This window comes from Pseudomonas sp. LA5 (genome assembly GCF_028640825.1).
GTDB lineage: Bacteria > Pseudomonadota > Gammaproteobacteria > Pseudomonadales > Pseudomonadaceae > Chryseomonas > Chryseomonas aestiva.
In genome coordinates this window covers 395740-409837 of sequence record NZ_JAQYZY010000037.1, presented here as the reverse complement: position 1 = coordinate 409837, position 14098 = coordinate 395740, and the positions used below count along the sequence as shown (strand labels likewise).

The window sequence follows — 14098 nt, the reverse complement described above, 5'->3', positions numbered from 1 at the left end:
GGCCGCCTGCCGTCAACATCATCGTACAACCGTTGCCACAGGTCGCTATCGTGCCTACTCAACTCAATCGCGTCGCTCGTCAGGCCTCCCTGGGTTTCTTCGCACTGGTCACCCTCATCTTCACTCTGGCCGGATGGATGCTGTTCGACCTGTGCGCGCGCATTGACGAGCAGCAACGCCATCACAGCGAGGCGGATGCCCAGCGGGCGCTGGAGACGCGGCTGGACAAGCTGGGCCGGGTGCTGACCGATTACTCCTTCTGGATCGAGGCCTATGCGCGGACCGGCAAGAAGGTCGACGTCAACTGGGCCTACGAAGAAGATAACGTCGGGCCATCCCTCTACAGCGGCTATGGCGTGAATGGCGCCTTCATCCTGGCGCCCTCTGGTGTCACGCGCTATGCCGTGGTCGGCGGCGGTCGCAGCAAGCTGCAATTGGATACCTGGCTGGGCGACGACCAGGCGTCGTTGCTGGCTCAGGCCCGGGAGCGCTCGCTCAAGGATGGCTATGCCCAGGGCTATTTCCTGATCGAGGGCAAGCCGGCCAGCGTGCTGGCCGCGGTCATCCGCCCGGATGCCACCTACCAGGACTTCAAGCGGCTGTCCTACATGGTCTTCGTCGACATCCTCACGCCGGACAAGCTTGCCCAGCTCGGCCAGACCTTCGAATTGCCCGGGCTGACCGCGGAGCCAGGGGAACTGCCCGCCGTGGCGGAGCGGCCGACCCTGGTGGTGAAGTCCGATCCGGGTATCGCCGTGACCTTGCACTGGCGGGTGCATGGCATGGGGCAAGGTCTGCTGGCGCAGTTCCTGCCGTTGCTGGCGGCGATGTGTGGTCTGGCGCTGCTGCTGGTCTGGTACCTGCGCCGCCGGATCGGCCTGGCGGCACGGCAGACGGATGTGGCCGAAGATGCCCTGAGGCACAGCGAGCAGCGCTTCCGCACCGTTTCCGAGGCCTCGTCCGACTGGATCTGGGAGAGCGACGCCGAGCAGCGGTTGGTCTATCTTTCGGAGCGCTTCGTGGCGGTGACCGGCTTCAGTCGCGAGGACTGGCTGGGCCGCCCGCTGCACGAACTGCTCGGCTATCCGCCGAGCCAGGTGGAAGAGGTGGCGAGGACGCCGCTGGCGGCCGGCCGGACCCGGCGCCCCCTGCGCTGCGAGATGCGCGACGCCCAGGCCAAGCTCAGGTACTGCCAGCTGACGGCGCAACCCATCATCAGCGGTGGCCTGCTGGCCGGCTTTCGCGGCACCGTGTGCGACGTGACCGAGGAGATCGAGGCCAAGGCGCGCATCGAACACATCAGCCAGCACGATGCCCTGACCGGACTGGCCAACCGTCATCAACTGCACCGCTACCTGGCGCAGCGCTTCGCCGAGGGCGTCAACGCCAGTCAGCCGCTGCATCTGCTGGCCCTCGATCTGGACCGCTTCAAGCCGGTCAACGACGCCCTCGGCCATGGCGCCGGCGACCAGGTGCTCTGTCAGGTCGCCCGGGAGTTGCGCGCCAGCGTGCGCGAAGGCGATCTGGTCACGCGCATCGGCGGCGATGAATTCGTCATCGCGGTGAATGGCTGCCTGAGCGCCGAGCAGGTGAGCGTGCTGTGCAACCGGATGCTGGAGGGCATCGGCCGGACCATGCGCATCGACGAGCACGACATCAACATCGGGGCGAGTATCGGCATCGCCCGGGCGCCCCAGGATGGCCATGGCGCCGAGGATCTGCTGCGCTATGCCGACATCGCCCTGTACGAAGCCAAGGCGGCGGGGCGTAACACCCTGAGGTTCTATGAGCCCACCATGAATCAGCGCATCCTCGAGCGGCGCCAGCTGGAGACCGAGTTGCGCCTGGGGTTGCAGCGACTGGAATTCGAGCTGGACTTCCAGCCGCGCTTCGCCGCCAATGGCCAGCGCTTGCTGGGCGCCGAGGCGCTGGTGCGCTGGAATCATCCCGCCCGCGGTCGACTGGCGCCCGCCGAATTCATCGGGGTGGCGGAGGAAACCGGGCTGATCCTGGGGCTGAGCGACTGGGTGCTGCAGGAAGCCTGCAGTCAGGCGCTGGAGTGGGCGCCGGAGTTGATCGTGTCCATCAACCTGTCACCGCTGGAGTTCCAGCGCGATGACCTGATCGCGCGGATCAGCAAGGTCCTCCTGCGCACCGGTATCGACCCGGCGCGGGTCGAGCTGGAGCTGACCGAGAACGTCCTGCTGGACGACGCCGCCGGTGCCCTGGAATTGATGAAGAAGCTCAAGGCCCTGGGCGTGCGGCTGTCCATGGACGACTTCGGCACCGGCTATTCCTCCCTGAGCTATCTGCGCACCTATCCCTTCGACTGCCTGAAGATCGATCGCAGCTTCGTCTCCAACATCGAGGTGAGCGAGAGCAATGCCGCCATTGTCGAGGCGATTGTCAGCATGGGGCGGGCCCTGTCGTTGACGGTGGTGGCCGAGGGCATCGAGACCGCCGGCCAGCTGGCGCGCATCGCCGACCTCAAATGCGACCAGGCGCAGGGCTTCCATCTGCAGCGACCGCTGTCCCCGGCGCGTTTTGCGGCCTTGCGGCAGGAGCAGTCTCAGCCGCGGGAAGCGTCGAGCGACGCCAGCCGGACCCTGGTCGCGCACTAGCCGCCTGGGGACCCCAGGGCCGCCCCCAGCAACAGCGTGGCGAACACCAGGAAGAGCGCGCCAGCCGCCCGCTGCAGCCGGGCGAGGGCGGTATCCGAGGTCAGGCGGGCACTCAGGACTGTCGCCGCCCCGGCGTAGCTGCAATGGATGATGAAACTCATCAGGCTGAAGGTCGCCACCAGCAGCACCAGCTGCGGCAACACCGGGCGATCCACCTGGATGAAGGGCGGAAACAGCGCCAGAAAGAAGAGGATCGGCTTGGGGTTGGTGAGGGACACCAGCAAGCCCTGCAGGAGGTGTCTGCCACCGCTGACCGAAGGCCGAGTGGCGGCAGGCTGCCGGCCTTGGGCCGCGGGACTGCGCAGACGCCGCAGCCCCAGCCAACCCAGGTAGAGCGCGCCGACCAGCTGCAATCCCTGCAGGGTCCGCGGCGAGCTGCTTACCAGGGCGCCGAGCGCGGTGCTGGCCAGGATGGCGACCAGTAGTATGCCCAGCACCACCCCGAGGATGCCCGGCAGGGCGCCGCGTAGCCGCAGCTGCAGCGCATTGGTGATCGTGAGCAGTACGCCCGGGCCGGGGCTGGCGATGGTGAGGCCGCACAGCAGGCGGTAGAGGGCGAAGTGTTGCATTGACGTGTCTTAACCTGCTGGCATGGGACGACCGGAATGGCTGTCTACCTGGGGAGCTGACCGGTGCCGGCCATGGGTACCCAGTATGGCCGGCCGGCTTGCAGGGGTCGCGATGCAGAATCCCGGCTTTTGTACCGGACAGCCGCTCGGGCTGGCCCGGTGCAGCAGGTGCCGTCTTCTGCTATCTCAGGCTTAGGGCGGCGGGGGAAGCGGGTTGCCAGCCTCCACCCAGCGCCTTGAAGGTGCTTATTGCCGCCTGTGCGGCTGCCGTTTGCGCCTGGGCACGCGCATCGGCCGTGCGGAGCAGGCGCTCATCGGCCTGCAGAACGTCGACCAGGGGCAGCACACCCTTCTGGTAGGCGAGGGCGGCGGCCTGGCGGGCTTGGCTGAGCGAAGCCTCGCCCGCCGTCAGCAGAGTGACCTGCTCTTCGCGCTTCAACTGGCCGGTCAGGGCATCTTCCACGTCTTCGGTGGCGCGCAATGCCGCCAGCCGATAGGCCGCCAGCGATTCTGCGCGCTGTCCCTCGGCCGCCTGGATCTGCGCATCGATCCGGCCGAAGTCGAACAGCCGCCAGCGTACGCCCAGGGCACCGAGCGCCTGATTGGCGTCGTGGCTGAAGAGATTGCCACTGGAAATCGTGGTGGCGCTGCCGAGCAGAGCGCTCAGGGAGATCTTGGGATAGTACTCGGCCATTGCGGTGCCGATCCGGGCATTGGCGGCGGCCAGGCGGCGCTCGGCCGCGATCAGGTCCGGACGTCGACGGAGCAGGTCGGCGGGCGTGCCTGCCGTTTCGATGCGGGGGGCGTCGGGAATGGACGCGGCGCCAGCCAGTTGGGTACGCCAGGTGCCAGGTGGCGCCGCCAGCATCACGTCCAGTGCATTCATGGCCCGCTCCAGCGAGAACTCCAGGCCGGGTATCGAGGCCTGGACCTCGGCCAAGCCTCCTTCGGCCTGGCGTAGCTCCCGGTCGGTCGCCAGGTCCTTGCCGTTCAGTAGCCTGACCATCGACAGCAAGCCCTGCTGGGTGTCCACCTGATGGCGAGCGATCGCCAGGCGTGTCTGCAGTCCGCGGATGTCGACATAGAGATCGGCGGTCTGGGCAGCCACGGCAAGGCGCACGGCACGGGCACCCGCCACGCTGGCCTGGTAGTCGGCCCGGGCGGCTTCACGACCTCGGCGCAGACCGCCAAACACATCCAGCTCCCAGCTTGAGTCAAGATTGGCCTCATAGGAAGAACCGCTCCTGGCGTAGCCGGGCGCTGAATCGAGCACCCGTCCAAGCGGTGTTTCCAGCGACTGATAGGCACGACCGGCTTGGCCACCGAGATCGCCTGCCGGCAATAGCGCGGCATCGGCCGCCCTAAGGCCGGCGCGAGCCTGGGTAATGCGTGCGTCGGCCTGGACCAGATCGAGATTTTGCGCAAGCGCCTGTTCTACCAGGCGGCTCAGGAGTGGATCGTTGAAACGGTCCCACCAACCCGCGAGCGCCCGATCGGCCAGGGTCGCTGCCACCGGCTGCTGCTGGAAGGTTGCCGGTAACGCACCTTCAGGGGCGCGGTAGTCAGGCCCGACTGTGCAGCCGCTCGCCAGGGTGGCGCTGGTGAGCAGAATAATCTGGAGTCTGGAGCGCATGGGCTTTTATCCTGAGCAACGCCTGAACGGTTTTAGTGACTAAAGTGTATATTGGTCACCTTCCGCATCATTTTGCAACTGCCGGAACACCCAGCCCCATGACTACCGAATCCGTTTCCCCTGGCCAGGCTCGTGGACCGGCCGAGCACGACGTTCGCCACCAGATCATGGTGGCAGCGAAAGAACACTTCAGCCACTACGGCTACGAGAAAACCACGGTGTCCGAACTCGCCCGGAGCATCGGGTTTTCCAAGGCCTACATTTACAAGTTCTTCGATTCGAAGCAGGCGATTGGCGAGGCCATCTGTGCGGATTGCCTGAGCGGAATCGAGGCCGAGGCCAGGGCCGCGGTGGCCTCGGCTACCCAAGCCCCCGAAAAGTTGAGAAGGCTGTTTCAGAGCCTTCCGGCGGCAACCCTGCGGCTGTTTTCAGACGATCGAAAGCTTTACGAAATCGCCATTTCTGCGGCGTCGGGCCGCTGGCCGGCCACGATCAGCTACGAAGCGCGGATGCAGGAGCTGCTCAAGGAGATCCTGGTGCAGGGCCGCGGGGAAGGACAGTTCGAGCGCAAGACGCCGATTGACGACGTGACGATGGCGACCTATCTCGTGTTGCGACCCTATCTGAATCCGCTGATGCTCCAGCACAGCTTCGAGCATTTCGATGTCGCTCTTGCCCAGCTGTCCAACCTGGTGCTGCGTAGCCTCTCGCCCTAAATTGTCTTGTGACTATTGACTAAAATGGTCACTAGTATCAAATTGCGCGCTCTGCTGGCATCCTCTCGGAGCTTCCATGTTCGCGCGCCGTCTGCTTTCCACCGCTGTGGGTGCTACCGTCCTTTCGCTGTCCCTTGGCGGTTGCAACGCCCCTTCCCAGGGCGATCCCCGCACGCAGGCGCCTTTGGTGCGAGCTGCGGTGGCGGAGCCCGCCGAGCGCGCTGGTCGTACCTTTACCGGTATCGTCGCCGCGCGAATCCAGAGCGATCTGGGCTTCCGCGTGACAGGCAAGGTCGCCGAACGGCTGGTGGACATCGGTGAAACCGTCAAGCGCGGGCAGCCGCTGCTGAAGCTTGATCCCATCGATCTGCAACTGGCCCTGCAGGCGCAGCGCGAGGCCGTGGCCGCTGCCCAGGCGCGAGCCCGCCAGGCGGCGGACGATGAGGCGCGCTACCGGGATCTACGGGGCACGGGGGCGATCTCGGTCTCCGGCTACGATCAGATCAAGGCTGCTGCGGATACGGCCAGGGCCCAGCTCAAGGCTGCCGAAGCCCAGGCGGAAGTCGCCTTCAACGCCAGCCGTTATACCGTCCTGGTGGCCGATGCGGATGGCACCGTGGTCGATACCCTGGCCGAGCCCGGGCAGGTCGTAGCCGCTGGACAGAGCGTGGTGCGCCTGGCTCGTGCAGGCGCCCGGGAGGTCGTCGTCCAGCTGCCGGAGACCTTGCGTCCGAAGCTTGGCTCCCTGGCCCAAGCCAGCCGTCTGGGCGCTGCGGAACAGCCGGGATCGGCTCGGTTGCGGCAGTTATCGGACAGCACCGACCGCGAGACGCGTACCTTCGAGGCGCGCTATGTGCTCGAAGGGACGCTGGCCAGTGCGCCCCTGGGCACCACCGTGAGACTGCGCATTCCGGAAGAGTCCGGGCATCGGGCGAATGCCTTGCAGGTGCCGCTGGGCGCCCTGTACGACGCGGGCAAAGGCGCGGGGGTCTGGCGTATCCAGGGCTCGCCCGGGCAGGTCGCCTGGGTACCCGTGCAGATTCGTCAGGTGTCGGATGACACCGCCCTGGTGGACGGCCCCCTCCTGCCGGGTGACAGGGTCGTGGCCCTCGGCGTTCATCTCCTTCACGAGGGCCAGGCGATCCGCCTGGCCACCACTGCCAACAGTGCCCTGGAAGGGAAGCAGCCGTGAGCGACAGCCGATTCAATCTGTCGGCGCTGGCCGTCCGCGAGCGCTCCATCACCCTGTTTCTGATCCTGCTGATCTCGGTCGGCGGGGTACTGTCGTTCTTCAAGCTGGGCCGGGCGGAAGATCCGGCCTTCACGGTCAAGGTCATGACCATCATCACGGCCTGGCCGGGGGCCACGGCGCACGAGATGCAGGATCAGGTCGCCGAGAAACTGGAAAAGCGCCTGCAGGAATTGCGCTGGTACGAGCGCTCGGAGACCTATACCCGTCCGGGCCTGGCCTTTACCACCCTGACGCTGCTCGACAGCACACCGCCGGCCGAGGTGCCCGAGGAGTTCTACCAGGCGCGCAAGAAGATCAGTGACGAAGCCAAGGTCCTGCCCGCCGGGGTGAGCGGGCCAATGGTCAACGATGAATACGCCGACGTCACCTTCGCGCTCTTCGCACTCAAGGCCCGGGGCGAGTCGCAACGGCTGCTGGCACGCGAGGCGGAAACGCTGCGCCAGCGTCTGCTGCATGTACCGGGGGTCAAGAAGGTCAATATCCTGGGTGAGCAGACCGAGCGCATCTATGTGGAGTTTTCCCACGATCGCCTGGCGACCCTGGGCGTGGCACCGCAAGACATCTTCGCCGCGCTCAATGCCCAGAATGTCCTGACGCCCGCGGGCTCCATCGAAACCCGCGGCCCCGAGGTCTTCGTCCGTCTGGATGGCGCCTTCGAACAGCTCGATGCCATCCGCGACACCCCGGTGATCGTCAAGGGCCGCACCTTCAAACTGGCCGACGTCGCGACGGTGACGCGTGGCTATGAAGACCCGGCCACCTTCGTCATCCGCAGCGGTGGCGAGCCGGCGCTGCTGCTGGGCATCGTCATGCGCGACGGCTGGAATGGCCTGGATCTCGGCAAGTCACTTGAAGGCGAAGTCGGCAACATAAACGCTGAGATGCCCCTGGGCATGAGTCTGACCAAGGTGACCGACCAGGCGGTCAACATCGCCTCGTCGGTCGACGAATTCATGATCAAGTTCTTTGTCGCCCTGCTGGTGGTGATGGTGGTGTGCTTCGTCAGCATGGGCTGGCGGGTGGGCATCGTCGTGGCGGCCGCGGTCCCCCTGACGCTGGCGGCGGTGTTTCTCGTCATGGCCGCCACCGGCAAGAATTTCGATCGCATTACCCTGGGCTCGCTGATCCTGGCCCTGGGGCTGCTGGTGGACGATGCCATCATCGCCATCGAGATGATGGTGGTGAAGATGGAGGAGGGCTATAGCCGCGGCAAAGCCTCCGCCTATGCCTGGAGCCACACCGCCGCTCCCATGCTGGCCGGTACCCTGGTGACCGCCGTGGGCTTCATGCCCAATGGCTTTGCCCAGTCCGCGGCGGGTGAATACACCAGCAACATGTTCTGGATCGTCGGCATCGCGCTGATCACCTCCTGGGTCGTGGCAGTGGTGTTCACGCCCTACCTGGGCGTCAAGCTGCTGCCGGAGACCAAGACCGTCGAGGGTGGCCACACCGCGCTTTACGACACGCCGCGCTACCACCGCTTCCGCCGCGTTCTCGGCCAGGTGATCGCGCGCAAGTGGCTGGTCGCGCTGCTGGTGATCGGCCTGTTCGTGGCCGCCATCCTGGGCATGGCTGTCGTCAAGAAGCAGTTCTTTCCCATCTCCGATCGCCCCGAGGTGATGGTGGAGGTGCAGATGCCCTATGGCACCTCGATCAGCGAGACCGAACGGGCGACCGCCAAGGTCGAGGCCTGGCTTGCCCAGCAGGATGATGCCCGGATCGTGACCTCGTACATCGGGCAGGGTGCGCCGCGCTTCTTTCTCGCCATGAGTCCGGAGCTGCCGGATCCGTCGTTCGCCAAGATCATCGTCCGCACCGACAACCCCGAGGCCCGTGAAGCTCTCAAGATGCGGCTGCGTGACGCCATTGCCGCCGGACTCGCGCCGGAGGCACGGCTGCGGGTCACCCAACTGGTGTTCGGGCCCTATTCGCCGTTCCCGGTCGCCTTTCGCGTGAGCGGTCCCGATCCGCAGGTGCTGCGGCGGGTGGCCGCGGAGGTGGAGCAGGTGATGCGTGCCAGTCCGCTGATGCGTACCGTCAACAGCGATTGGGGCACGCGCACGCCGGTGCTGCGCTTCAGGTTGCAGCAGGATCGCCTGCAGGCCATGGGCCTGAGCTCCAGCGCCGTCGCGCAGCAGCTGCAATTCCTGCTCAGCGGCGTGCCGGTTACGGCGGTGCGCGAAGACATTCGCACCGTCCAGGTGGTGGCGCGCGCGGCCGGTGATGTTCGCCTCGATCCGGCGCGGTTGGGCGATCTCACCCTGGTCGGCGCCCAGGGCCAGCGCATTCCGCTGTCGCAGATCGGCGACCTGGAGGTGCAGCTGGAAGAGCCGCTCATGCGGCGACGCGATCGGGTGCCGACGATCACCGTGCGCGGCGATATCGCCGAAGAGCTGCAACCGCCGGACGTTTCCACCGCCGTGCTCCAGCAGCTGCAGCCGATCATCCAGCGCTTGCCGGCGGGCTATCGGATCGTACAGGCGGGCGCCATCGAGGAGTCGGGCAAGGCGATGGCGGCGATGCTGCCGATCTTCCCGCTGATGATCGCCTTGACGCTGCTCATCATCATCCTGCAGGTGCGTTCCATGGCCGCGATGATCATGGTCTTCCTGACCAGTCCCCTGGGGCTGATCGGGGTGGTACCGACCCTGATCCTGTTTCAGCAACCCTTCGGCATCAATGCCCTGGTCGGGTTGATCGCGCTGTCGGGCATCCTGATGCGCAACACCCTGATCCTGATCGGGCAGATCCACCAGAACGAGCAGGACGGCCTGCCCCCCTTCCAGGCGGTGGTCGAGGCGACCGTGCAGCGCGCAAGACCGGTGATCCTCACGGCGCTGGCGGCGGTGCTGGCCTTCATCCCCCTTACCCATTCGGTGTTCTGGGGCACCCTGGCCTACACCCTCATCGGCGGCACCCTCGCGGGCACCGTGCTCACCCTCGTATTCCTGCCGGCCATGTATGCCATCTGGTTCAGGATCAGGCCACCCGTCCGCGGTGATTCCCTGTCCTCCGATCTGCCAATTGCGCCTTGATCGGGCGCGGACAAGACACGAGGTCGCCCGCGGGCGCCTCGTCCATCGAGAGAAGAGGTAAGGCAATGCAAGGCAACGACAGAACACGCATCGTGGTGACCGGCCTGGGCACGGTCAGTCCGCTGGGCTGTGGCACCGACCGGGTCTGGTCTCGGCTGCTGGCGGGGCGCTCGGGCATAAGTCCGCTGCCGCCCGCGGTCAGCGACGGGGTGGGCAGTCTCATCGCCGGTCAGGTCCCCGACCGCGCCGAAGATCCGGAGGCGGGCTACGACCCCCTGGTGGCCATCGCCGCCAAGGATCTGAAGAAGATGGATCGCTTCATCGAGTTCGCTCTGGTGGCGGCCCAGGAAGCCCTCGGCCAGGCCGGCTGGCAACCGACCTGCGAGGCGCAGCGCGAGCGCACGGCGGCCATCATCGCCTCCGGGGTGGGCGGCTTCGGCGCCATCGCCGAGGCGGTGCGGACCACCGATGCCCGCGGCCCGCGGCGGCTCTCGCCCTTTACCGCACCGTCGTTCCTCGCCAACATGGCGGCGGGCAACGTCTCCATCCAATACGGCTTCCGCGGTCCGCTGGGTGCGCCCATCACCGCCTGCGCCGCCGGTGTCCAGGCCATCGGCGACGCCGCCCGGCTGATCCGTAGCGGCGAGGCCGACATCGCCCTCTGCGGCGGGGCGGAGGCGGCGATCAATCGTGTGAGCCTGGGCAGCTTCGCCGTCGCCCGGGCGCTGTCCACGGGATCCAACGAGCGTCCGCAGGAGGCCTCGCGCCCCTTCGACCGGGAGCGTGACGGCTTCGTCATGGCCGAAGGCGCCGGGCTGCTGGTGATCGAGACCCTGGAGCATGCACTGGCACGGGGCGCCACACCCCTGGCCGAGCTGGTGGGCTACGGTACCAGCGCCGATGCCTATCACCTCACCGCCGGCCCGGAGGACGGCAGCGGTGCCCGTCGCGCCATGGCGCAGGCCCTGCGCCAGGCCGGCATCAATGCTGCCCAGGTTCAGCACATCAATGCCCACGCCACCTCCACCCAGGTGGGCGACAAGGGCGAGCTGGCGGCCATCCGTGCGGTGTTTGGCGACGCGTCCTCAGTCGCCATCACCTCGACCAAGTCGAGCACCGGGCACCTGTTGGGCGCCGCGGGGGGCGTGGAAGCCATCTTCACCGTGCTCGCGCTGCGCGACCAGATCGTGCCGCCGACCTTGAACCTGCACCACCCCGATCCGGCCGCGGAAGGCCTGAACCTCGTTGCCCTGCAGGCACGGCAACTACCGATTGAGTACGCGCTGTCAAATGGCTTCGGTTTCGGTGGGGTGAATGCCAGCGTGCTGTTCAGGCGTTGGATGGGGAGCTGATAGTTGCTGAACGCGCTTGCACGGGTGGCCCGGCCGGCCACGCGCGCGGCGGTGCACATGATTTCTGGACTCGCGTAGCGGTAGGAACGGCGTTTCCCTGCGTCGTTTCAGATAAGAAATGAGTCCACCAGGAAGAGAAGGCTCTCTTCCTGTTTTTCTCCAGCCGCTGTCCAAAACCTGACTGGGCAGCCGGCACCCACGTAGCTCCCAGGAAAGACGAGTGCGCATCGGTGTAAGTGCCGAAGAGATGCGCTAGGTAAGCATACATGCAAGAATGTTTGTAAAAGACAGGCTAAACGTTAGACTGTCAAAACAGACGCCTTTGAAACGAGATAGCCATGCGCCGTACTAAAGAAGACGCTGAGCAGACACGCCAGACCATTCTGGATGCAGCCGAGGCGTTGTTTCTCACCAATGGTGTTTCACGCACCAGCCTCGAAATGATCGCCAGAGAGTGCGGGCTCACGCGAGGAGCGGTGTATTGGCACTTCAGGGACAAGGCGCAGCTGGTCCACGAGATGCTCAATCGCATCCGCATTCCGCTTGACGAAGTCACCCAGCAGCTGAGTATGGATGGGGAGGGCGATTGCCTGATGAGGCTGTACGAACTGTGCGTCGAGTGCATGGAGAAATTCGTTCAGCCGGGACGGGAGCGTCGTGTCATGACCATCCTGATGCACCGTTGCGAGTTCACTCAGGAACTGCAGGAAGTCGAACAGCGGGAAAATGCCCTGACCCGCGAATTCGTGGCGCTCGTCGAGCGCCTCTTCGATGGCCAACGGCAGCGCCTGCAGGTCGCGGTGACGCCGAGAAGTGCCAGCCTACAGCTGCATAGCCTGTTTTGCGGCACGCTGGCTGGCATCCTTCGTGACCAGGACATCTTCGCGCCGCTCATGGATGTACGGCTGATCTTCACCCTCTACTTCAGGTCGCTGGTGAAAGACTGGCCCTGACGGTGGACGAGCGGCGCGCCAGCGGAGCAAGGGACCGGCACTGACGCCTTGCTCCCGCTGGGCGGGGTACTGAGCTGTCCCGGGCGTTGGTTTTCAGCCTTCGAGGGGACGCTACCCCGTTCAGGCCGGTGCGCTCCCGGCCGCTACTTGAAACGAGCGGTGTAATCCGCCAGGTTACCGGGCGTGATCAGCTCGTACGGCACCCAGACATCCGCCTGGACCGGTTCCTTGCGGATCATCTTGAGCGCGGATTGCACCGCCTGCACGGCCTGGCCGCGGGGGTCCTGGAACACCGAGGCGGCCAGCAGTCCGCGCTTGATGGCCGCCTGCCCATCGGGCAGACCATCCACCCCCACCACCGGAACCTGACCCTTGCCCATTCCGGCCTGTTGCAGCGCCATGGCGGCGCCGATGGCCATCTCGTCGTTGTTGGCGACAATGGCGTCGAAATGGGTCCCGGCGGTCAGCCAGTTGCTGGTCAGGTCCATGCCCTTGCTGCGGTCCCAGTCCGCGTTCTGCTGGGCGATCACCTTGATGTCGGGATAGGCCTTGAGCGCTTCCTTGAGACCTTCGGAGCGACCACGGGTGGCGTTCTGGGTCAGCTCGCCCATGATCAGGGCGATGCTGCCCTTGCCGTTCAGCTGCTTGGCGATGAACTGCCCCTGCAACTGCCCGGCCTGCAAGTCGTCCGAGGCCACCGCGACCACCCCGGCGGGCAGCTTGGGATCGTCCGGGCGCCGGTTGACGTACACCAGCGGAACCTTGGCCGAGGTGGCGGCGCGGGTAATGTTGACGGTGGCGGCGGTGTCCACCGGCAGTACGATCACGGCGTCCACGTTCTGCGCCAGGAAGCTCTGCACCTGGTTCAGCTGGCGAACGACGTCGCCCTGGGCATCCTCGAATTGCAGGCTGATCTTTTCCGCTTTGCCCGCCTCTTCCAGATTGCGGCGGACATAGGTCATGAAGTTGTCGTCGACCTTGGCGATGCTCACCCCGATACGGTAGTCGGCGAGGGCCAGGGGCGTCAGGGCGAAGGCGAAGGCGGCGCACAGCAGGTTGCGAAGCAGCATGTTCAGTTCCTCTTGTTGTTATGCGAGCGGAAACATCTAGCGGGGACTACAGGGTGAAGGCCGTTCTGAAGCGCTCCAGCGCACGCTCGGTATCACCTTCGGCAGCCCAGCCTTCGAGGCCGACCACACCACGATAGCCGAGCCTGGCGAGGGCCCGGGCAATGGCCGGGTAGTGAATCTCGCCGGTCCCCGGCTCACAGCGCCCTGGGACATCGGCTACCTGGATTTCCCCGATCGCCGACCCGGCCCGACGGATCAGCTCGATCAAATTCCCTTCGCCGATCTGGGCATGGTAGAGGTCCAGGTTGAGCCGCAGGTAGGGACTGGCCACCGCCTCGATCAGGGCCAGGGTGTCTTCGGCGCGGGCGAAGGGCACGCCGGGATGGTCCACCGCGGTATTGAGGTTCTCCAGCAGGAAGACCCGGCCGGCGGACTCGCCCAGGCGGGCGATCTCGGCGAGGGTGTCACGCGCCGCCAGCCAGTGATGGCCGCTCACCTCGGCCAGCGGCTTGACCGGCAGGCCGCGCGGGTCCAGGCCGGTGCCGTGCAGGTTGAGCGAAGGGCAGGCCAGGCGCTCGGCCACGGCCAGGGACTCCCGGGCACTGGCGAGCAGGGCGGCACGGCCTTCGGCACTCACCAGGTCGCCTGCGACATAGCCGGTCATGGAGGTGAAGCGCGCGCCGGTGGCGGCCAGGGCGTCGATGTCGTGGCGCGTCCAGTCCCAGATCTCCACGGCGAAGCCCAGGGCGTGCAGGCGGCGGACCCGCTCGACGAAGGGCAGGTCGAGAAAGACCATTTCGGCGCTGACGGCGAGGATGAAGGGCGATGAGGTCATGG

At 66.2% G+C, this 14098-nt stretch carries 10 protein-coding genes; 6 read left to right on the top strand and 4 right to left on the bottom strand.

Going from position 1 to position 14098, the window contains the following annotated elements:
- The first annotated feature begins 50 nt into the window (after nucleotides 1-50).
- Nucleotides 51-2621, top strand: coding sequence for a bifunctional diguanylate cyclase/phosphodiesterase (locus PVZ72_RS13875; RefSeq protein ID WP_273862227.1), 2571 nt, complete (start codon nucleotides 51-53; stop codon nucleotides 2619-2621).
- On the opposite strand, the gene PVZ72_RS13870 is transcribed toward PVZ72_RS13875, so the two are convergent.
- On the bottom strand, nucleotides 2618-3250 hold the full coding sequence (locus PVZ72_RS13870; protein WP_273862226.1) for a LysE family translocator: 633 nt from the start codon (nucleotides 3248-3250) through the stop codon (nucleotides 2618-2620). The two genes, PVZ72_RS13875 and PVZ72_RS13870, sit on opposite strands and share 4 nt — an antisense overlap.
- 181 nt (nucleotides 3251-3431) lie before the next feature.
- Nucleotides 3432-4883, bottom strand: coding sequence for an efflux transporter outer membrane subunit (locus tag PVZ72_RS13865; protein ID WP_273862225.1), 1452 nt, complete (start codon nucleotides 4881-4883; stop codon nucleotides 3432-3434).
- 98 nt (nucleotides 4884-4981) lie between these two features.
- On the opposite strand from PVZ72_RS13865, the gene PVZ72_RS13860 reads away from it, so the two are divergent.
- From PVZ72_RS13860 to PVZ72_RS13840, 5 genes are all read left to right on the top strand, one after another.
- Complete coding sequence (locus PVZ72_RS13860) at nucleotides 4982-5599, top strand: TetR/AcrR family transcriptional regulator (RefSeq protein ID WP_273862224.1); 618 nt, start codon at nucleotides 4982-4984, stop codon at nucleotides 5597-5599.
- 76 nt (nucleotides 5600-5675) lie between these two features.
- Entirely contained in the window at nucleotides 5676-6791 is a 1116-nt protein-coding gene (locus tag PVZ72_RS13855) for an efflux RND transporter periplasmic adaptor subunit (protein WP_273862223.1), read from the top strand.
- Nucleotides 6788-9886: an efflux RND transporter permease subunit gene (locus PVZ72_RS13850; RefSeq protein ID WP_273862222.1), complete on the top strand. Its 3099-nt coding sequence runs from the start codon at nucleotides 6788-6790 to the stop codon at nucleotides 9884-9886. The genes PVZ72_RS13855 and PVZ72_RS13850 overlap by 4 nt, the downstream gene beginning before the upstream one ends.
- 65 nt (nucleotides 9887-9951) lie before the next feature.
- The gene (gene fabF / locus PVZ72_RS13845; RefSeq protein ID WP_273862221.1) at nucleotides 9952-11238 is read left to right on the top strand and encodes a beta-ketoacyl-ACP synthase II; all 1287 of its coding nucleotides are present in this window, start codon (nucleotides 9952-9954) and stop codon (nucleotides 11236-11238) included.
- A gap of 338 nt (nucleotides 11239-11576) precedes the next feature.
- Nucleotides 11577-12191 carry a TetR family transcriptional regulator gene (locus PVZ72_RS13840; RefSeq protein WP_173147902.1) on the top strand — a complete coding sequence of 205 codons (615 nt, stop codon included), beginning with the start codon at nucleotides 11577-11579 and terminating at the stop codon, nucleotides 12189-12191.
- Nucleotides 12192-12334: 143 nt separating this feature from the next.
- Here PVZ72_RS13840 and PVZ72_RS13835 read toward each other — a convergent pair whose 3' ends face one another.
- Both PVZ72_RS13835 and PVZ72_RS13830 read right to left on the bottom strand, forming a co-directional pair.
- Nucleotides 12335-13261, bottom strand: coding sequence for a sugar ABC transporter substrate-binding protein (locus PVZ72_RS13835; RefSeq protein WP_273862220.1), 927 nt, complete (start codon nucleotides 13259-13261; stop codon nucleotides 12335-12337).
- Nucleotides 13262-13307: 46 nt separating this feature from the next.
- Complete coding sequence (locus PVZ72_RS13830) at nucleotides 13308-14096, bottom strand: TIM barrel protein (RefSeq protein WP_273862219.1); 789 nt, start codon at nucleotides 14094-14096, stop codon at nucleotides 13308-13310.
- Nucleotides 14097-14098 lie beyond the last annotated feature (2 nt).

Excerpts from the sequence above, each read along its gene's own strand:
- PVZ72_RS13870 (WP_273862226.1), bottom strand. The coding sequence starts at position 3,250 with ATGCAACACTTCGCCCTCTACCGCCTGCTGTGCGGCCTCACCATCGCC.
- PVZ72_RS13865 (WP_273862225.1), bottom strand. The coding sequence starts at position 4,883 with ATGCGCTCCAGACTCCAGATTATTCTGCTCACCAGCGCCACCCTGGCG.
- PVZ72_RS13860 (WP_273862224.1), top strand. The coding sequence starts at position 4,982 with ATGACTACCGAATCCGTTTCCCCTGGCCAGGCTCGTGGACCGGCCGAG.
- PVZ72_RS13855 (WP_273862223.1), top strand. The coding sequence starts at position 5,676 with ATGTTCGCGCGCCGTCTGCTTTCCACCGCTGTGGGTGCTACCGTCCTT.
- fabF (WP_273862221.1), top strand. The coding sequence starts at position 9,952 with ATGCAAGGCAACGACAGAACACGCATCGTGGTGACCGGCCTGGGCACG.
- PVZ72_RS13840 (WP_173147902.1), top strand. The coding sequence starts at position 11,577 with ATGCGCCGTACTAAAGAAGACGCTGAGCAGACACGCCAGACCATTCTG.
- PVZ72_RS13835 (WP_273862220.1), bottom strand. The coding sequence starts at position 13,261 with ATGCTGCTTCGCAACCTGCTGTGCGCCGCCTTCGCCTTCGCCCTGACG.
- PVZ72_RS13830 (WP_273862219.1), bottom strand. The coding sequence starts at position 14,096 with ATGACCTCATCGCCCTTCATCCTCGCCGTCAGCGCCGAAATGGTCTTT.